The 18300-nt window shown below is 51.2% G+C and carries 19 protein-coding genes; 9 read left to right on the forward strand and 10 right to left on the reverse strand.

Features of this window, described 5'->3' with window-relative positions; all coding sequences use genetic code 11:
- Positions 1-51: 51 nt before the first annotated feature.
- Both JYB63_RS13940 and JYB63_RS13945 read right to left on the reverse strand, forming a co-directional pair.
- A complete protein-coding gene (locus tag JYB63_RS13940; RefSeq protein ID WP_205658503.1) occupies positions 52-1020 on the reverse strand; it encodes a glutathione S-transferase family protein in 969 nt (322 codons plus the stop codon).
- 145 nt (positions 1021-1165) lie between these two features.
- Positions 1166-2104, reverse strand: coding sequence for a LysR family transcriptional regulator (locus JYB63_RS13945; protein ID WP_205658504.1), 939 nt, complete (start codon positions 2102-2104; stop codon positions 1166-1168).
- Between the two features lie 118 nt (positions 2105-2222).
- Here JYB63_RS13945 and JYB63_RS13950 point away from each other — a divergent pair, with 118 nt between their 5' ends.
- The 3 genes from JYB63_RS13950 to JYB63_RS13960 all read left to right on the forward strand — a co-directional run bounded on the left by JYB63_RS13950 (position 2223) and on the right by JYB63_RS13960 (position 4457).
- Positions 2223-3065, forward strand: coding sequence for a pirin family protein (locus JYB63_RS13950; protein ID WP_205658505.1), 843 nt, complete (start codon positions 2223-2225; stop codon positions 3063-3065).
- A 102-nt stretch (positions 3066-3167) separates the two neighbouring features.
- A complete protein-coding gene (locus tag JYB63_RS13955) occupies positions 3168-3824 on the forward strand; it encodes a LysE family translocator (RefSeq protein WP_205658506.1) in 657 nt (218 codons plus the stop codon).
- A 294-nt stretch (positions 3825-4118) separates the two neighbouring features.
- Positions 4119-4457, forward strand: a complete 339-nt coding sequence (locus JYB63_RS13960; RefSeq protein ID WP_205658507.1) for a hypothetical protein — start codon at positions 4119-4121, stop codon at positions 4455-4457.
- Positions 4458-4516: 59 nt separating this feature from the next.
- On the opposite strand, the gene JYB63_RS13965 is transcribed toward JYB63_RS13960, so the two are convergent.
- Positions 4517-4969 carry a DUF6714 family protein gene (locus JYB63_RS13965; protein WP_205658508.1) on the reverse strand — a complete coding sequence of 151 codons (453 nt, stop codon included), beginning with the start codon at positions 4967-4969 and terminating at the stop codon, positions 4517-4519.
- 67 nt (positions 4970-5036) lie between these two features.
- Positions 5037-5585, reverse strand: coding sequence for a MarR family winged helix-turn-helix transcriptional regulator (locus JYB63_RS13970; RefSeq protein ID WP_205658509.1), 549 nt, complete (start codon positions 5583-5585; stop codon positions 5037-5039).
- A 149-nt stretch (positions 5586-5734) separates the two neighbouring features.
- Here JYB63_RS13970 and JYB63_RS13975 point away from each other — a divergent pair, with 149 nt between their 5' ends.
- On the forward strand, positions 5735-6667 hold the full coding sequence (locus tag JYB63_RS13975) for an EamA family transporter (RefSeq protein WP_205658510.1): 933 nt from the start codon (positions 5735-5737) through the stop codon (positions 6665-6667).
- 37 nt (positions 6668-6704) lie between these two features.
- Positions 6705-7352, forward strand: a complete 648-nt coding sequence (locus JYB63_RS13980; protein WP_205658511.1) for a nitroreductase family protein — start codon at positions 6705-6707, stop codon at positions 7350-7352.
- A 22-nt stretch (positions 7353-7374) separates the two neighbouring features.
- Here the strand turns inward: JYB63_RS13980 and JYB63_RS13985 are convergent, their stop codons facing one another.
- Positions 7375-8139 carry a hypothetical protein gene (locus tag JYB63_RS13985; RefSeq protein ID WP_205658512.1) on the reverse strand — a complete coding sequence of 255 codons (765 nt, stop codon included), beginning with the start codon at positions 8137-8139 and terminating at the stop codon, positions 7375-7377.
- 353 nt (positions 8140-8492) lie between these two features.
- Between JYB63_RS13985 and JYB63_RS13990 the strand changes: the two genes are divergently transcribed.
- Complete coding sequence (locus tag JYB63_RS13990) at positions 8493-9224, forward strand: DNA/RNA non-specific endonuclease (protein ID WP_205658513.1); 732 nt, start codon at positions 8493-8495, stop codon at positions 9222-9224.
- Between the two features lie 104 nt (positions 9225-9328).
- Here the strand turns inward: JYB63_RS13990 and JYB63_RS13995 are convergent, their stop codons facing one another.
- Both JYB63_RS13995 and JYB63_RS14000 read right to left on the reverse strand, forming a co-directional pair.
- On the reverse strand, positions 9329-9790 hold the full coding sequence (locus JYB63_RS13995; protein WP_205658514.1) for a tellurite resistance TerB family protein: 462 nt from the start codon (positions 9788-9790) through the stop codon (positions 9329-9331).
- A 309-nt stretch (positions 9791-10099) separates the two neighbouring features.
- On the reverse strand, positions 10100-10576 hold the full coding sequence (locus JYB63_RS14000) for a hypothetical protein (RefSeq protein WP_205658515.1): 477 nt from the start codon (positions 10574-10576) through the stop codon (positions 10100-10102).
- Between the two features lie 375 nt (positions 10577-10951).
- Here JYB63_RS14000 and JYB63_RS14005 point away from each other — a divergent pair, with 375 nt between their 5' ends.
- Positions 10952-12361 (forward strand): multicopper oxidase family protein, encoded by a 1410-nt coding sequence (locus JYB63_RS14005; RefSeq protein ID WP_243431993.1) that lies wholly within the window; start codon positions 10952-10954, stop codon positions 12359-12361.
- A 195-nt stretch (positions 12362-12556) separates the two neighbouring features.
- Positions 12557-13957, forward strand: a complete 1401-nt coding sequence (locus JYB63_RS14010; protein WP_205658516.1) for a sensor domain-containing diguanylate cyclase — start codon at positions 12557-12559, stop codon at positions 13955-13957.
- A 105-nt stretch (positions 13958-14062) separates the two neighbouring features.
- Here JYB63_RS14010 and JYB63_RS14015 read toward each other — a convergent pair whose 3' ends face one another.
- From JYB63_RS14015 to JYB63_RS14025, 3 genes are all read right to left on the reverse strand, one after another.
- Entirely contained in the window at positions 14063-14413 is a 351-nt protein-coding gene (locus tag JYB63_RS14015) for a cupin domain-containing protein (RefSeq protein WP_205658517.1), read from the reverse strand.
- Between the two features lie 54 nt (positions 14414-14467).
- Positions 14468-15100, reverse strand: a complete 633-nt coding sequence (locus JYB63_RS14020; protein WP_205658518.1) for a TetR/AcrR family transcriptional regulator — start codon at positions 15098-15100, stop codon at positions 14468-14470.
- 61 nt (positions 15101-15161) lie between these two features.
- Entirely contained in the window at positions 15162-16460 is a 1299-nt protein-coding gene (locus JYB63_RS14025) for an NAD(P)/FAD-dependent oxidoreductase (RefSeq protein WP_205658519.1), read from the reverse strand.
- A gap of 480 nt (positions 16461-16940) precedes the next feature.
- Between JYB63_RS14025 and JYB63_RS14030 the strand changes: the two genes are divergently transcribed.
- The gene (locus JYB63_RS14030) at positions 16941-18284 is read left to right on the forward strand and encodes a glutamine synthetase family protein (protein WP_205658520.1); all 1344 of its coding nucleotides are present in this window, start codon (positions 16941-16943) and stop codon (positions 18282-18284) included.
- Positions 18285-18300: the final 16 nt, after the last annotated feature.

Below are 18300 nucleotides of genomic sequence, written 5' to 3' on the forward strand. Positions count from 1 at the left end.
AAAGAGGCCAGTATACGTGATCAGTTCAGGTTGCAAAGCCGGCGGAGGAATTTATCCGCGGCCGTGGGGCTGATCAAAGTCCAGCACCGGCCCCAACGGAATAACCCGGGTCGGGTTTATCCCCGTGTGGCTGTAATAATAATGGCGTTTAATGTGTTCGAAATTACAGGTCGCTGCCACATTACTCTGCTGATACAGCTCACGCACATAGCCGCTGATATTCGGGTATTCACGCAGCTGACGCAGGTTACACTTGAAGTGCCCGTGGTAGACCGCATCGAAGCGCAGCAGTGTGGTAAACGCCCGCCAGTCGGCTTCGGTAATCCGGTCTCCGGCGATATAACGCTGCTCGCTGAGTATGTTTTCCAACCGGTCCAGTGCACTGAACAGGTCCAGCACATTGTGTTCATAGGCCGCCTGGGTGGTGGCAAAACCTGCCCGGTAAACACCGTTATTGATATCCCTGTAAACCCATTCATTAGCGGTTTCAATTGCGCTTTGCAGGTCCTGTGGGAAGAAGTCCAGTTCATTGCCGGTCAGGTGATTAAAGGCAGAATTGAACATGCGGATGATTTCTGAAGATTCATTGCTGACGATGGTTTCCCGCTGTTTATCCCACAGTACAGGTACCGTTACCCGGCCGGTGTAATCCGCTTTGGCCCGGGTATAAATCTGATGCATGTACTCTGAGTTGTACAGGGCGTCACCGTCTGAGCCGCTGGCTTTATCGAAGGTCCAGCCATGTTCCTGCATGTCCGGGCTGACCACGGATACACTGATCAGATCTTCAAGCCCCTTAAGGTGCCTGAAAATCAGTGTGCGGTGTGCCCACGGGCAGGCCAGGGATACATACAGATGATAACGGCCGTCTTCCGCCGCAAAACCGTCTGCGCCGCTGATACCCGGGCTGCCATCCGGGGTAATCCAGTGGCGGAATCCGGCATCTTCCCGGACAAACTCGCCGTCGCCGGAGGTGTCGTACCATTCATCGTGCCAGCTGCCGTTTATCAGTAATCCCATCGTCGTATCCTCTGTGAATGCAGCCTGATGAAACCGTCTGCATAGTCTGAACATGTTGTGATGGAATTCATATTAGTTTGTTTTAAAGGAAACAAAATCACGAAAATTCGCACAAACCTTTCTAATAAACAGAACTTAAAGCCGTTTATTCGTCTTTGTTTACCCGTTCGAGAATCTGAGCACGCATCGGCACATCGTATTTCGGACACTGCATGACGCAGAATTCTTTCAGCAATTCCGCCAACCGCATCACCCCCGGGCCACTCTGTTCACCCTGAGCGTAGTACATCTGCAGCGTGGCACTGCGGATCGCCCCCTTGGCCAGTGGCAACACCCGTAGCTCATCACTGAGGATTAACGGGCCAACTCTGGTCATCGGCAGCCAGGCAAACCCTACCCCCCGCTGTACCATTGCCACCGCGGTGCTCAGGTTACTCACCGTCCAGCGCTGCTCCGCTTTAAGCCAGCCGGAGTCCACCTTATCCTGCAGGGCTGAGTCACGGGTCACAATCTGCCGGTGATTACGTAAATCATCCATGTTCAGCGGCCCCATATTGCACAGCTCATGATTCACCGAGGCCACTGCGATAAAGTCAATTCCGGTCATGGGTTCTGAGAGATACCCCGCCATTCCGGCACCGGCAATGGCCAGATCCACCGCCCCTTCTTCCAGCGCTTCCCGGGCGCCGGACAACACCGTCTCATAAAGCTGTACGCGGGTATTCGGATACTCGCTGGCAAACTGTTCCAGCACTTCAGTGATATACACAGCGGGCATGATCTGATCGATCGCCAGGCCGATTTCCGGCTCTTCCCCGGCGGAGAGGCTGCGGGCCAGATCATCAATGTGCTGAGCGCTGTCCAGCAACCCTTCTGCACGGCGCAGCAACAGGTGACCGGCATCGGTAAGGTAAGCCTTACGGCCCTTTACCTGCAGTAACTTCACCCCCAGCTGATCTTCCATTTTATGAATTGCGTGGTTAATGCTCGACTGGCTTTTATGTACCGCTGCAGCCGCGTGGGCGAAGCCGCCATGGTCCACCACGGCTTTGAGCATACGCCACTGTTCAAGGGTTACCCGCATCGTTCACTCCCGACATTCATTCGACTAAACCGAATAAATCATACAACTATTCGCGATTAACTTACGAATTTTATGAACCTATAGTGGCTGACATAAACTCATAACAGGAGTCTGCCACATGCATATTCAAGTCATTAACAGCCGGGCATCCAGCGACGGTGCCGGCGTCAAACTGCAACGCATACACGGTTTCCGGGATAACAGCCTCGATCCGTTTCTGATGCTGGATGAGATCAATTCCGATAACCCGGATGACTACATTGCCGGTTTTCCGCCCCACCCTCACCGGGGTCTGGAAACCCTTACCTATATCCGTGCCGGGGGTTTTGAGCATAAGGATCATATGGGCAATGAAGGTAGCATTAGTCAGGGCGAAGCCCAGTGGATGTCGGCCGGTAAAGGGGTCATTCACAGCGAGAAACCGCTAATGGAACAGGGCCACCTGCACGGTTTTCAGTTATGGATTAACCTGCCCGCGGCCAACAAGATGCAGCCCGCCGCCTGGAAAGATATTCCCCTGAGCGAGCTGCCATGGCAAACCGTCCCGGCTGGCAGCGATACAGCTCCGGCCAGCATCAAGGTCATCAGCGGCTCCCTGCAACTGGATTCACAAACATACAGCGGCCCCCTGCAGACCACCGCCCCGACCCGGGTGGCAGACCTGCGGATAAGCGCCGGCCAGAGCCTGACTCTGAATGCAGCCCGCGATGAAAACCTGCTGATCTTTGTGTATGAAGGTCAGGCCGATATTGCCGGCCAGCCGGTTAACAGCCGCCAGATGGCCAGAATCAGCGATGCCGATGATCTGCAACTGATCACACAGGAAGGTGCCGGCATGCTGATCCTCAGCGGTAAACCCCTGAATGAACCGGTCGCCCATCACGGCCCGTTTGTGATGAACACCGCTGAAGAAATTCAGCAGGCCATTGCAGACTATCAGGCCGGTACGCTCACTGACTAACCTGCATGCCGAAAGTCTGACACATAAAAAATCCTTGACGGGTAAAAGAATCTGGGGATTCATAAAGCGATTATCAGATCATTACACAATGGATAAGCGCTTATGACCCCTGATTCTTTTTTTGCGTTCAGCACCTTTCTCAGCCTGGAAGCCTGGCTGGCATTTGTGCTGGCATCCACAGTCCTGCTGATCATTCCCGGCCCGACGATTCTCACAGTCATCAGCTACTCCGTTTCCCACGGTAACCGTGCCCGCTGGCCGCTGATTGCAGCCGTTGCACTGGGCGACTCAACCGCCCTGCTGCTGTCGTTACTGGGTCTGGGTACCCTGCTGGCACAGTCAGCTTTCTGGTTCACCGTGGTGAAATGGATCGGCGGGCTTTATCTGCTCTACCTGGGAATCAGGCTGTTACGCGCCGGCGTGAATCCCACGAGCCTGCCGGCAGACTCTGCTGTCTCCGGCTGGAAGTTGTTCAGTGATACTTATCTGGTCACGGCACTCAACCCCAAAGGAATTATCTTCTTCGTCGCCTTTCTGCCCCAGTTCATTACCCCAGGTGCCGGAGCGACCAGCCAGCTGTGGTGGCTGGCAGTTACCTTTGTCACGCTGGCAACGCTGAACGCCTGCCTGTACTCCCTGTTCGCCGCACAGGCCCGAAAGTTACTGAGCAACAAACGCACCCACCGGGCGTTTAATCTGGGCGGTGGCAGCCTGCTTTCAGTAGCGGGGATCTGGGCGCTGACCGCCAGCCGCCAGTAATAGGTTAAGCAAAATCGGAAAATTGATCTAGGCTATACAGAGGTTCAGAGATGATCCGGCAGGGAGCCGGTACTGGACCTTTCGTACACACAGCAAAAGGATGTTGCATATGCCCGGAATCGACCCAGGTATCGATCTCAGAGCTAACCTGACAGCTCTGCCCCCGTCTTTCGATCCGTCTCCGGTTTCAGCGGCGCAACGTCACATCCACGTCTGTGATTGTCATCAAACCAATACTTGCCCCGGCGGCCGGACCGACTGCCAAGCAATTTATGCGCAGCATTGGAGTATGCCATGATTATTAACAACGTAGATTTCGATTCCGTTCTGGAACGGGTCATTGCCTCCGCCACACTGGAAAACAATACCGCACAGGAAGATGTCAGGCGGGTTATTGAGTACATAGGCAGAGATATGTTCAGTGACATTGCCTTCCTCAGAGAAAAACAGCAAAGCGGCGAATACGAAGAAAATGATGCCCGTATCCTGATGGATGAGCAGAAACTGATCGCCCGCCTGAGGCTGCGAAACCTGCCCTCGATAGACATTTCGCAAGCTAACCGTTTATGGACCCTGGTCGCCGATGAATTCAGCTTTGCCATCAGCAGAGCCATCGGCTGGCAGGTGCTTTAACGTACGATAAGCCTTCCGGGAAAGCCGGTAGCGTGCCGGCTTCCCGGTTGAGAATACGGTCAGTTTTGCCAGTATTCCTGTAATGCTCTCCGGATAGAGATATGGTCAAAACTGTACGTATCCTGCTCAAGGCACCACTGCAAATACAGCACCACAGACTGGCGTTGCATGTTACTCAGAGACTCAAGCTTCGACAGCGAAAACTCATCCAGCTGAATGAGGTGAAACAGGGGATCATCAACCTTTTCCCGTACACTGCCAATGATGTAAGCCGGTAAATGAAACTTCATTCCCTCAGCATCAAAAAACGACAGACTGCTGTGGCAACGCTGCAGGTCATCATAATCCAGTAACTTCCAGTCTGTTTTCTGATCTTTTTCCCGATTGCTTCGGCGGATATCTTCGCAGGCGTAATCATCAATCGCCTGTGCTTCCCAAAGGCCGATACCTGCGCCAAGCGTTACGCCTGCAAACGCTGCTGTTACTTCTTTTTCAACGCTTTGTTTACTCATAATGGTTGTCAGCATAGTCCGGTTTTAACAGCCACGCTGAAGCTACAGAAGTTCCTGTCATCATCACTCAGGCTTCCAGCGCTGCCAGTAAATCCACCAGCGCCTCATCCAGTGCCGCCAGCTTTTCAGGCGGTAATTTCGCCAGTATCTGCTGTTCATTAATGGTATGCGCGGTGACCGCCGCATCCACTTTGGCGAAACCTTCATCAGTCAGTTTTACCAGCATGCTGCGGGCATCCTGAGGGTTAGGCAAGCGTTCCACCAATTCCCGGGATTCCAGCTGTTTCATCCGGTGAGTCATGGTGCCAGACGTGATCATCATGGTGGAAAACAACTCTGTAGGTGACAGGCAGCAATCCCCGCCGGAACGGCGCAAGGTCGCCAGCACATCGAACTCCCAGAAATTCAGATCATACTCTTTAAACACTTTTTCCAGCTTCGGCTGCAGTAAAGCCGCACAGCGCTTGACCCGGCCAATAGTCGCCATCCCATCCAGATTAAGGTCCGGCCGCTCGGCCCGCCACTGGGCAATGATGTTGTCCACGGCATCGCCGTCAGCTGCGTCACCAACTACGCCCCCTGTTGCATCACATGTTTCTGAATGCTTATCGCTCATATGAGATTTCCATAACCGTCAGGCAACCCTGACATTAAACAGTAAAACCATTATCGATAAATTTATCTTGACTTCAAGATAAAACACACCAAGAATAATATTTATCTTGATATCAAGATAAATTAATCAAAACCGTAAAGGTGAACCCGATGCACAACTCAACAGCCAGACCGGTACACTGGTGGGATATTTTTCTCACAGCAATCGCCCCGGTCACCTGGGGATCGACCTACATTGTTGCTACTGAACTGCTACCCGCCGACCGCCCGCTGACCGCCGCCATGCTGCGCATTCTGCCAGCCGGCATTTTACTCGTATGCCTGTGCCGCCACCTGCCACGTAAAGAAGAATGGTGGCGGCTGACAATCCTGGCAGCACTTAATCTGGGCCTGTTTCAGGCATTACTCTTCATTGCTGCTTACCGGCTGCCCGGCGGGGTTGCGGCCGTACTGGGTGCGATTCAGCCAATGTTTGTCATCCTGCTCTGCTGGGGTCTGGCTCAGCAAAAGCCGGCGCTGATCACGCTGATTGCCAGTGTTACCGGAGTTGGCGGAATGGCTGTATTGCTGCTTTCTCCTGAAGCAGCCTGGGACAGTATCGGCATTGCCGCTGCGCTGGCGGGTGCACTGAGTATGGCCTGTGGTACTTATCTGGCCCGTCAGTGGCGCAGCCAGATGCCACTGCTGGCATTCACCGGCTGGCAGCTTCTGCTGGCGGGTCTGATGCTGCTGCCGGTCAGCCTGCTTACTGAACCTTCTCTGCCGGCACTCAGCCCGGTACAGATCGGCGGTTATGCCTATCTCTGTCTGATCGGCGCAGTACTGGCTTATGCATTGTGGTTCCGGGGCATCAGCAAACTGTCTCCGGCGGCGGTTTCATCACTGGGACTGTTCAGCCCCCTTACCGCTGTGGTGCTTGGCTGGATATTCCTGGGGCAAAGCATCTCTGCCACCGGAATGGCCGGTTTCGTGACCGTGCTGATCAGTGTTTATCTGATGCAGAACAGACCGGCCAGAGCGCCTGAACCCCAGCAGAAAATACACACCGAAAATAACAACGCTTTAGCAAAAACATCTGCCTGAACATAACTGAATTCTTCTGATTAAAAAGGACACCGACATGACTTCACAGCCACAGACTTCTTTACCACAACAGGTATTCACCGGACTGATGGAAGACCGCATTTCAACCGGCCGCTATCAGCCTGGCCGGCAGCTGGAACAGCACACTATTGAAACCCTGATCCGGCTGACCGGTTTAAGCCCTTCGGCTTACAACATGCAGAACTGGCGCTTCATTGCGGTACAGTCCCCGGAAGCAAAAGCCAGACTCCAGGCGCAGGCCTATGGTCAGCCACAGATTGCCAGCGCAGCGGTTACCTTCATTATCTGCGGTACACTGAATGCCCATAAACAGTTACAACGGGCACTGCAGCCGTCAGTGGATGCCGGTATCGTTCCGGCGAAGCTGCAGGAAAGCTGGGTGGATGCAGCTACCCAGAGCCACACGGATAACCCTCTGCTACAGCGGGATGAAGCCTTCCGTTCAGCCTCGCTGGCAGCCATGACGCTAATGCTGGCCGCCGAAAGTATGGGGCTTGCAGCGGGCCCAATGAGCGGGTTTGATTCTGAAGGGTTAAGCGCTGAATTTCAGCTTGGTGCTGATGAAGTGCCAGTGATGCTGGTCACCGTAGGCTACCCGGAAAAGCAGAGCAACCGGCAGCAAAAATGCCGGAAACCGGTTGCTGAAATTCTCGACTATGTTTGATTGAACAGACGGCCTGAAAAAATCAGGACTCAGCCAAATTGGCCGGACAGTGAGGTTTACCGATCTGTACCGGCCGGTCGGTTTCCCGGCGGTTATAATCGTAACGCACCACTTCCCATCCCTGACTAACCGCCTGATTGTACTCGCTGACCATTTTCGCCGTTATCGGCGCCAGCAAAAATGCCCGGGCACCACCGGTGTACTGATTGCCATACGCCAGCCCACGGCTGTTGGCAAAAATAGACATGGTCTTCCAGCGGCGCAGTAAGTTGGCATATTCCAGCCACTCATACAAACAACCCTGAGTGAAAACATTATTGACCGCGGTTTCCACATCACTGAACCGGGCTGTTTCAGAAATAACAAACGCCAGCATTTTCAGTGTGGCCTGTTTCTGACGGCGGGATAAAGATCCGAACCACAGGGCGTTTTCAAAGCTGGCTTCAAAACGTTCCCGGCTAATGGTCAGCGGCTCATTGTTATAGCGGACAATATCTTCCGGAAGGGTATGGCCGTTAATGCCAAGAATGTAGAGGTTCTCTGTCAGCAGTTCCAGCTGAAAGCGCGCTTCATCACCGTCACACTGACGTATAAACGCAACATTGAAGCGCTGCTTGGAACGGTTCAGCCGGGGACGCATTTCTTCCTCGGCAAAGGCTGAAATCTCTTCAACCGGATAGGGTTCACTGTCACCGGCAGACAGCCAATAGGAACACTGGCTGGCAAAAACAGTGCCTGGCAGCATCAGTGGCAGCAGCAATCCCGCAAGTGCCAACAGATATCTCATGATTAACTCCGTTTAGTAGAATGTGGTATCCATCACATCAGGTGATGCTATCGTTAGCAGGCATGGGGCCATCCAGGTTCCCCAAATATTACACATGCGTGCCCAACATCTGCCACGACAATTTAAATAAACGGCGCATAGTCAAACATGCCCATATCCACGACGCAAGGTTTAACCCCCATTATTCGCCGGCAAACACGACTTTTGCGCTACATCCCAAAAAACACACATTAAACAGCACATTCAATACATTTAATCAGCCCCTATTCTGGGTACCCGTCACTGGCATTCAGCGCCCTCAAACCATAGTCTGAAGATTCCCCCAGCCATCAACCACTCAGGATTAAAGAGATATGGACCTGAACACACTGAAACCTGAAACCCGGTACGGCTGCCCGGCGGCTGACCAGATTCTGTATAACCGCTTTTTTACCGTTGGCTATTCCTACTACTTCCGGCAGGCAAAATGGGCGCTGGAAATTGTCGACCCGGGCCAAACAGATATGGACGGCGTCACCCGGCTGAACAATTTCCGGCCGGACTTCCGGATTCCCCCGGAATTCAGAGCCGACCTGAGCGACTACAGCAACTCCGGCTATGACCGTGGCCATTTGGTTGCCAGTGCTGACATGGACGACACCCATGTACAGAACAGCGAAACCTTCCTCTTATCCAACATGTCGCCCCAGGCATCAAAACTGAACCGGGGAAAATGGCGCACACTGGAAACCGCCATTCGCAAGCTGAATCAGCTGGAAGACGTGGTTGAAACCTACGTGATCACCGGGCCTGTGTTTGACTACAACAGCCCGCTGGAAACTATTGGCCAGCATGATGATAACGGTGTGGAAATTCCTATCCCCAGTCACTTTTTCAAATGTGTACTGGCGGAACAGCTAAACGGCCGGCTGAAAATGTGGGCGTTTGAAATGCCCAATGCACGGGCCGACGGAGAACTGGAAACTTACCAGGTAAAAACCAGCTATATCGAAAGACGTACCGGCATCATGGTCTGGAACAACCTGACCGGCGAAAAAATCGAGCGGGAAAAAAATACCATCAATCGGCTCTGGCCAATGGACTGAAACACCACTTCCCTGCTACTTACTTCCGGTGACAGAAACAAGTCCGTCACCGGAATATCCTGCACTCAGAGCGCTCCTGATGTAAAAGCAGAAGTACCGCTGATTCAGAGATCTTTCGGCTCAAGCACCGCCAGTTTGGCGCGGATAAACTCACCGTGAGGCAGATGGATCAGATCCGCGATCCTGCGAATTAAGTGATCTTCGAATTTACTGATTTCACCGTCAGCCGCCGCAACCTGCCACAACATTTTCACTAACTCAAAACGTTCTTCAGGACCGTAATTATCTGTGACCAGAGAGGTAAACGGGTATAGTGATGTTAAGTCATTGCTCTGCTGCTCTGCCAACTCGATCACTTTACTAAGCTGCTCCGGATCAAGGTCAAAACACTTATTCAGTGCCGCCTCGATGGCCTCCTGCTCCTTCGGATCACGCTTATAATCCGCCTTACTGAGCTCAATGAGCAAGGTAGCAGCAGCCAGCTGCAACCTGTCTGCCGTATCCGGAGTGTCACTGACTGACAGCTCCTGGGTAAAAAAATGCTTTATTTTGTCTTTTATGTTCATAGTAATTCCAGACAGCCAGAACTCATGAATGTTCAGAGCGTTACGAAAAAACGCTCTCGAACTGACTTACTACAACAGCAGTGAGGTGGAAAGAATGTGGAAAATAATACGGGAATCATCGCTGAAGCATCACCTATGACCAAAATACCTTTAGCATGCAAACTGGGCAAAACCTAAAACCCATATCTATCATGTGTTAATTTTTTTGTTTCAGATGGAAATACATTACGTATTAAAAATATAAAGAATATGGAAAGTAAAAACTACAGTTATATGCGGTGAATTACATTCACGAACTACAAGTTAAAACTAGCGATGTAGCATCTTTGCTGTTTTAACTTTAGATTCGCCAACTAACTTTTTAAGGTGTTGAGCAATGTCTTCCATACTTGAAAACCCCTCAATTTTAGTAACACTGGAATCATAACCATCTACCACTATTGATTTAATTTTTCCATGGATAGGTTGAAGAGTAACTTTCTTAACGTTATTGGTTTTTATTGACCTTTTCTCTTTACTATCAACAACTAAAATATGATCTGCAGATATTTCCAACTTAATTTTACTGCTATTCTCTTTCCAATAGCGTACTTCTTTAAACTTATGTACTCCAAAAACTATTAATGGCATACCCAATAATGCTTTAACATAGTCAAAATCTAAGAGATTAAAACCAACAATTAAGCATCCGGGAACAATATAAAATAATGAAGCAAAAATAATTTTTTTCTTAGTTTTTCTAACAAATGATGAATCTAAACCATAAGTTACATTCTGTGTTTGCATCCTGCACACCCTAACAATGTTGTTCGTTTTAAAGCCAACCAGCTTTACATCAGAATGTTCCCAATGTACTTAATCAGATCACGACAATCCAGACCGCAGCTCTGAAAATCCTTATCAAATCAATATATAAGCCACTTCGCCTGATGCAATCGAGATAATAGTAAGCAGGAAACCTATCAGAGTCATAACCCGAGAGCTCTGTTACCTATGGCGATGGAGAAGTTACATTCATTACCTACAAAGAGCTCCTTACCCTCTCGGCAATACTCAAACCTTATTTCGAACTGACCTTAGCCACCCTTACGTTTGACAAAACAGCCCCGGCCCTATAAAAACGCAAACAATTCCCATTTGTAATTAATTCAGAGATTTTTCATGAGCGTCAACCGTCGCGACTTTTTGAAAACCAGCCTGCAAACCGGCCTGCTGGCCAGTGCTGTGCTTACCGGCTGTGTGCCTGTTACCCGTATGCAGAAGAACGGCGAGTATGACTATACCCTGACCGTTGAACCGGCCGATTTTGAAATCAGACCTGGCACCACTACACCGGGTTTAGGTTTTAATGGTGAATACCCCTATGCGCCGCTGAAAGCTAAGCAGGGCAAGCCCATCACCATCCGGGTGGTTAATAAACTTCAGCAACCAACCACCATTCACTGGCACGGTATCCGGCTTGATATCAAGATGGACGGAGTGCCCTTCCTGAGCCAGAAGCCGATCATGCCGGGTGAAACCTTTGTTTATCATTTCAACCCGCCGGATGCCGGCACCTTCTGGTTCCATCCCCATGTAAACAGTGTTGAGCAGCTGGGTAAGGGGCTGGTAGGCCTGCTGATTGTGGAAGAGGCAGACAATGAACAGTTCTCACCGGACGAATATGCCGCTGATCTGCCGCTGATGCTAAAGAACTGGCACCTGAATAAAGACGGTTCTTTTAAAGCCCTGACCACCCCGCGAAATGCGGCACGCATGGGCACCCCGGGCAACTACCCGACGGTCAACGGGGTCAATAAACCGGCCATTGATGTGCCCGCTGAAGGCTGGTTACGGCTGCGATTCGCCAATGTGGATAACACCGTGGTCTATAAACTGCGTGTTAAAGACTACCCCGCCTATATCATCAGCATCGACGCCAACCCTCTGGCGGAACCCAAACCACTGGACACCTACTCTATCGGTGCCGGTATGCGGGTGGACATTGCCATAAAAGCCCCGCCAGCCGGTGAAGAAATCATCATTGAAAATGGCAAGGGCAAACGCTCATACCGGGAATTACTGCGCCTGAAAACCGTTGCGGAACCACTGAACCACCCGGTAGCAGAAACGGCGCCTCTGCCGCCTCTGAATCCGCTTTCAGAACCGGATCTGGCCAGTGCTGAAATCAAACGTTTTACATTTGAGTGGGAAGGTGCCGTCACACCGGCGGACAGTAAAGGCAAAGCCATGCCAAGGTTCTGGGCCATCAACCGTATTCCCTGGACAGGCATGAGTGCGGATAACATCCCGGCACCGCTGGCAACGCTGGAACTGGGCAAGACGTATATTTTTGACCTTAAGAATGCCACCCCGCACCGCCACCCTATCCATATCCACGGGGTAATGTTTAAGGTTATCCGTTCTAATCAGAAAAAGATCGATCCTTTCTTCACTGACACAGTACTGATGGAACGTAACGAACAGGTCCAGATTGCCTTCGTTGCCGATAACCCGGGCCGCTGGATGTACCACTGCCATGTGATCGAACACATGAAAACCGGGCTGATGGGTTACATCACCATCGCCTGATCCCATCCTTCTCTGCCGGCAGATGCTTTTAAAAAAACACTGCCGGCACTTTTCGATAAACACCGACACTCCCTTGTCCAAAAACGACCACTTTTATAACTTTTTCAGATTAGCACTTTCGTTTAAGTTATTTATGGCACGAATTTTGTTATAGTCCGCCGATTTACCCGTCTGAGCAAAATTCAGCCAATTCTTATGAGCGATCCTACTGAGCATTATCTCCGCAAGGAACTGTACGCACTGATCCAGTCCGACAGAAAGACCTTCGAATTTCTGCAACGTGCCTCACTGGACGGTCTCTGGTACTGGGATCTTCAGGATCCTGAACAGGAATGGATGAGCGCGACATTCTGGCAGACTCTGGGAATCGATCCGGCGCAAAAAAAACATCTGGCGTCTGAATGGCAGGATCTGATCTTTCAGGAAGACCTGGCTCTGGCACTGGATAACTTCAATAAACATCTGGCCGACCCGGATCACCCTTACGATCAGGTTGTTCGCTATAAGCATGCCTCAGGTTCAACTGTATGGGTCCGCTGCCGGGGCATGGCCATCCGTGACTCTGAAGGCACGCCCATCCGCATGCTGGGTGCCCACAACGATATCACCCAGCAAATGGAGATGGAGCAGCAGCTAAACCACAATCTGTTAAAAATGGATGAGCTGTACACCTCCACCAAACTGGCGCTGGATGAAAGCCAGGCCCTGTTTGATATGTCACCGGATGCCCTTATCCAAAGCGACACCAATGGCATGATTGTCAGAGCCAATGCCGAAGCCAGCATTCTCCTGGGCTTCAGCAACGAAGAGCTACTGAAAATGAACGTGGATGAGCTGGTACCCCCAGCCTACCGGGTGAATCATAAAGCCCACCGGGATGCCCATGCCAACGACGACAACCTGCGCAACCTGAAACGTACCCGCCAGGATACCTACGCCCTGCATAAGAACGGACGGGAAATCCCGGTGGAAATCCGCCTCAACAATATTCGCACCCGGGATGGCCGGCAGGTACTCGCAGCCCTGCGGGATATTACTGAATACGTCGAGCTGGTCCACTCGCTGGAAAAAACCATTTCCGAGAATAAATACCTGAGTATGCAGGCCAACACAGACCCGCTTACCGGGCTCTACAACCGCCGCTACTTTAACGAAGTACTCAACCGGGAATTCAGTCAGGCAAAACGCCACGGCATTGTATTTTCTGTGCTGATGATCGACGTTGATAACTTCAAGGATATTAATGACAACCACGGCCACGACATTGGCGATAAGGTGTTACTGGCAATTACCGAACGCTTCAATCAACTGATGCGGGCCGGCGATATTACCGGCCGCCTGGGGGGCGATGAGTTCGTAGTGCTATTACCCCATACCAGCCAGATCGCAGGGCAGGCGCTGGCAGAAAGAATACGGCTGAATATCGGAGAAAAGCCACTGTCGGTGACCGGGGCATCTGAACTGAACATCACACTGAGCATCGGTCAAACCAGCATTGCAGCACAGGATGAAAAGCCGGAACAGATTCTCAAGCGTGCCGATAAAGCCCTGTACGATGCCAAACAGAATGGCAGAAACCGGGTTATCTGTGCCTAATTCCCCCATCAGCAGCACTCGGCTACTAACCTGATGCCTTAAACAAAAAAAGCATACCCATACGGATATGCTTTTATATTTCGGAATAACCGTGCTGAAAGCGGCTTATTCTTCGTAGATCGCGTAAAACTTCTTCACTTCGCCGATGGTTTCCCAACTGCCGCTGAAACCCGCTGAAATCGTAAATGCATCGCCGGCCTCAACTGTTTCACTCTGCCCGTCTGCATCGGTAATCACCGCTTTGCCGCTGATGATGTAGCAGAATTCATCCTCGGTGTAGTTCAGCTCCCACTTCCCTTCAGTTGATGACCAGACGCCACAGAAGAAATTTTCCTTCGCGTTGGTAAACATATTGTTGAGCATATTGGTGGGGTTACCGCTGATCAGCTTTTCAGCAGCAATGGGGGTAGATTCAGCATTGCCAACAGAAGCTGGCAGGCGTTGCAGTTTTGACATCGGTATTCTCCGGGCCGCATAACATAATAAAATGTCTGCAGCCCGGTATGCCGATCAGCGATAGGTTTCCTGATACTGGCGCAGCAGGCTGCAAACCATGAATTTAAGATCCTGCAGGGTACGTTTGGCACGTTCACCTTTCTGGTTAACCACTGTCAGGAAGAGCGCATGGGTGCTTTCCAGATAAACCCGGGCAAGACGCTCACGCTCTTTTACATGGGCGTTGATTCCCATGCGTTTAAATATTTCTGCCATTTTGCTGATCACCAGCTCATCGTGCTGGGTATCCAGTTCCCGCAGTTCCGGCACTGAGAACATTGCCTGCACCAGGGTCAGCATGGCTTTCTGCTTGCGGTAGGCTTTAAGGTTCAGCTGAACCATTTTATCTACCAGTTCTTCCAGCTCATATTCTTCCACCGGCCAGCCCTGAAACTCCTGCAGAATCGCATCGATTTCATTCAGCCAGCGCAGCCCCATCGCATACAGAATGGCCTGTTTGTTCGGGAAGTAGTGGTACAGGGAACCGATGGATATCCCGACTTCCTTGGCAATCAGAATAGTGTTCAGATCATCCAGGCCAACCCGTTCAAGCAGTTCACCGGTCACATCAATGATCTGTTTGGAACGCAACTTTGAGCGCCCCTGAACCGGTGCATTTCTGGGTGATAGATTCTGCTTTGTTTTCATGCTTCCAAATATACCTGCTGGATCAGCCAGGCATATTCAGGGTCAGCCAGACTGATCGACGTTAAAAAAAGCGGTCACGTAACGAATAATACAGCATTCCGGCCACTAATCCCGGCCATCGTAATAAAGTACCACCAGGAAATGTCGGTGTGGGAACATTTGCAAAGGTATCAAACTTTTCGGCACTGCCACTGATTGCTTCCGCCATCAGCTTGCCGCCAAGCGTCGCCAGTGCCACACCGTGCCCGGAATAGCCCTGCGCCACGAACACATTCTGGTCAATCCGGTCGAAATGCGGCATCCGGTTCAGGGTAATCGCCAGGGTGCCACCCCAGCCGTAATCAATCTTCACATCTTCCAGCTGCGGGTAAAACTCAAGCATGTACTTACGTACAAAAGATGGAATATCCGCCGGAAATTTAGAGGTATAGTTCTCACCGCCGCCCCAGAGCAGGCGGTTATCGCCGGAAAGGCGGAAATAGTTAATCACAAACCGTGAATCCGCCACCGCGTAATCTTCACGGTTAATCGCTCTGCACTGAGCATCCGACAGCGGTTCAGTGGCAATAATAAAATTGTTGATCGGCATGATCTTACCGGCAATGCGCGGTTCCAGCTTACCCAGATAGCCGTTACAGGCCAGCAGAATATATTTGGCCTTCACCACCCCTTCGGTGGTATTCACCTGCGGGTTCTCACCGCGGGTATAGTCAGTCACCCGGGTATGCTCGTAAATCCGTACCCCGGCTTTAACTGCGGCTTCCGCCAGCCCCAGTGCATAATTCAGCGGGTGCAGGTGAACCGCTTCTTTCCAAAGCTCACCGCCGTGATAACGGTCAGTGCCCAGCATGCTTTGCACGTCAGGCGTATCAACGTATTCAATATCCTGATAACCAATGACGTTGCGCTTGTATTCAACACTTTCACGGATCTCTTCAACATGGCCCGGTTTGGCAGCAACGTGCAGCACCCCCTGTTTCAGATCACATTCAATCTGGTGTTCAGCAATCAGTGACTTCACCAGCTCAACGGATTCAACCGACATATCCCAGAGGCTGTCTGCTGCCTGACGGCCCACTTTATCGATCATGTCTTCATGATCCATATTGTGCCCCTGGCAGACCTGCCCACCGTTACGGCCGGAAGCGCCCCAGCCTACCTTTTCCGCATCCAGCAACACCACGGAATAACCTTTCTGCGCCAGATGCAGTGCTGCAGACAGCCCGGTAAAACCGGCACCGACAATACACACATCCGCCTGGGTTTCGCCCCGCAAAGGTTGCCCCTGAATGCCGGCCAGCACCGGCGATACGTTCGCAGTGGCCGAGTAATAAGAAGGTTCGTATCCGGACAATGTCATATGCGGGTCTCCGAGTGCTGCGGTGCAAATTGATCAGGTATATCTGACAAGCTGCTGAATTATCATTATTTTTTATCAAATAGCCAGCAAAAGTGGTCAAACCAACTCTCACAAAAACTCAATAAACCGAATAATAATTCTAAAAAAACACACTTACAAGCGCCATAAACCAATAATTTTTTCACCTTTCCGTATTGATTTAAGGCAATCAATAAAATACTCTAAAACTCGAATGATATTTCGGGTTAAATAAATCTGTCCGGTTATCACTCAGTTAACAGGCAGGTGCTTAACAGCAAACGGCAGTTAAAAAATATATCCCCCAGGGGGCATATAAGGACTAATTTATTACTGCTAAGCTATTCTTGTACTTGTATGCTAACAAACTGTTTATTAACACAATTATTGGCTGAGAGCTGGCCTGACCGGAATGCGTCCGGCAGCCACTTTCCACGACAAGACATTATAAGAAGGTGACTTATGGAAGCCGTAGCAAGGTTTCTCAAAGAACACGGTATCACTGAAGTTGAATCCACCATGCCGGACATGACCGGTAATGCCCGGGGCAAATTCTACCCAACGAATAAATTCCTCGCGGAAAAAGGTGGCCGGATTCCCGAACAGCTTCTGGTACAGACAGTTAACGGCGAATGGGCGGAAAACCACGACGACATTGTCGACCCGACCGATAAAGATATGGTGCTGGTCCCTGACCCGGACTCCCTGCGTCTCGTCCCCTGGGCCGACGAACCCACTGCTCAGGTAATTAACGACTGTTTCACCTTCGATGGCCAGCCACACCCGCTTTCCAGCCGTAACGTGCTGCGCCGGGTACTGAAACTCTATGAAGATAAAGGCCTGCGCCCGGTTATCGCGCCGGAAGTTGAATTTTATCTGATCGAAAAGAACCTTGATCCTGACTACGAAATCCGTCCGGCCACCGGCCGCTCAGGCCGTCAGGAAACCGCCCGTCAGTCTTACAGCATTGATGCGGTTAACGAATTCAACCCGATCATCGACACCCTGTATAACTACTGTGATGCTCAGGGGCTGGATGTGGATACCCTTATTCATGAATCCGGTGCCGCGCAGATGGAAATTAATTTCCTGCACGGCGATGCCCTGAAACTGGCGGATCAGGTATTTGTCTTCAAACGCACCCTGCGGGAAACGGCACTGAAGCACAACATCTATGCAACTTTCATGGCGAAGCCAATGGAAGCAGAGCCTGGCAGCTCAATGCATATCCACCAGAGCCTGATCGACGTTAAAACCGGTAAGAACGTATTTGCCAACGAAGACGGCAGCTACAGCGATATGTTCTATCACTACATGGGCGGTCTGCAGACATTCACCCCGAATGCCATCAGTTTCTACGCACCGAACGTTAACTCATACCGCCGCTTTGCGCCGGATATCGCCGCACCGGTGAATATGAAATGGGGCGTGGATAACCGTACTACCGGCCTGCGTGCACCGGAAGCCGTACCGGCAGCCACCCGGATCGAAAACCGCTTCCCGGGCGCTGACTGCAACCCGTATCTGGCCATTGCTGCCAGCCTGGCATGTGGCTACCTGGGGCTGATTAACAAAATTGACCCGACCAAACCAACAGAAGGCCCGGCTGTAAAAGACGGCGACTCCGTCGAACTGGCCCGCTCACTGGAAGAAGGTTTGCGTCTGCTGGAGGAATGTCCTGAACTGCGTGAAATCATGGGTTCACGTTTCATTGACGCCTACATTGGCGTGAAACGGGCAGAATTTGAAACCTTCCATCAGGTAATCAGTTCCTGGGAACGTGAGTTCCTGTTACTGAACGTATAAAAGAAACCGTGCCGCA

It is taken from the genome of Aliamphritea spongicola, from assembly GCF_017051665.1.
GTDB lineage: Bacteria > Pseudomonadota > Gammaproteobacteria > Pseudomonadales > Balneatricaceae > Amphritea > Amphritea spongicola.

Bases quoted from the DNA above. Each gene is read 5' to 3' on its own strand.
- JYB63_RS13940 (WP_205658503.1), bottom strand. From the start codon at position 1,020: ATGGGATTACTGATAAACGGCAGCTGGCACGATGAATGGTACGACACC.
- JYB63_RS13945 (WP_205658504.1), bottom strand. From the start codon at position 2,104: ATGCGGGTAACCCTTGAACAGTGGCGTATGCTCAAAGCCGTGGTGGAC.
- JYB63_RS13950 (WP_205658505.1), top strand. From the start codon at position 2,223: ATGCATATTCAAGTCATTAACAGCCGGGCATCCAGCGACGGTGCCGGC.
- JYB63_RS13955 (WP_205658506.1), top strand. From the start codon at position 3,168: ATGACCCCTGATTCTTTTTTTGCGTTCAGCACCTTTCTCAGCCTGGAA.
- JYB63_RS13960 (WP_205658507.1), top strand. From the start codon at position 4,119: ATGATTATTAACAACGTAGATTTCGATTCCGTTCTGGAACGGGTCATT.
- JYB63_RS13965 (WP_205658508.1), bottom strand. From the start codon at position 4,969: ATGAGTAAACAAAGCGTTGAAAAAGAAGTAACAGCAGCGTTTGCAGGC.
- JYB63_RS13970 (WP_205658509.1), bottom strand. From the start codon at position 5,585: ATGAGCGATAAGCATTCAGAAACATGTGATGCAACAGGGGGCGTAGTT.
- JYB63_RS13975 (WP_205658510.1), top strand. From the start codon at position 5,735: ATGCACAACTCAACAGCCAGACCGGTACACTGGTGGGATATTTTTCTC.
- JYB63_RS13980 (WP_205658511.1), top strand. From the start codon at position 6,705: ATGACTTCACAGCCACAGACTTCTTTACCACAACAGGTATTCACCGGA.
- JYB63_RS13985 (WP_205658512.1), bottom strand. From the start codon at position 8,139: ATGAGATATCTGTTGGCACTTGCGGGATTGCTGCTGCCACTGATGCTG.
- JYB63_RS13990 (WP_205658513.1), top strand. From the start codon at position 8,493: ATGGACCTGAACACACTGAAACCTGAAACCCGGTACGGCTGCCCGGCG.
- JYB63_RS13995 (WP_205658514.1), bottom strand. From the start codon at position 9,790: ATGAACATAAAAGACAAAATAAAGCATTTTTTTACCCAGGAGCTGTCA.
- JYB63_RS14000 (WP_205658515.1), bottom strand. From the start codon at position 10,576: ATGCAAACACAGAATGTAACTTATGGTTTAGATTCATCATTTGTTAGA.
- JYB63_RS14005 (WP_243431993.1), top strand. From the start codon at position 10,952: ATGAGCGTCAACCGTCGCGACTTTTTGAAAACCAGCCTGCAAACCGGC.
- JYB63_RS14010 (WP_205658516.1), top strand. From the start codon at position 12,557: ATGAGCGATCCTACTGAGCATTATCTCCGCAAGGAACTGTACGCACTG.
- JYB63_RS14015 (WP_205658517.1), bottom strand. From the start codon at position 14,413: ATGTCAAAACTGCAACGCCTGCCAGCTTCTGTTGGCAATGCTGAATCT.
- JYB63_RS14020 (WP_205658518.1), bottom strand. From the start codon at position 15,100: ATGAAAACAAAGCAGAATCTATCACCCAGAAATGCACCGGTTCAGGGG.
- JYB63_RS14025 (WP_205658519.1), bottom strand. From the start codon at position 16,460: ATGACATTGTCCGGATACGAACCTTCTTATTACTCGGCCACTGCGAAC.
- JYB63_RS14030 (WP_205658520.1), top strand. From the start codon at position 16,941: ATGGAAGCCGTAGCAAGGTTTCTCAAAGAACACGGTATCACTGAAGTT.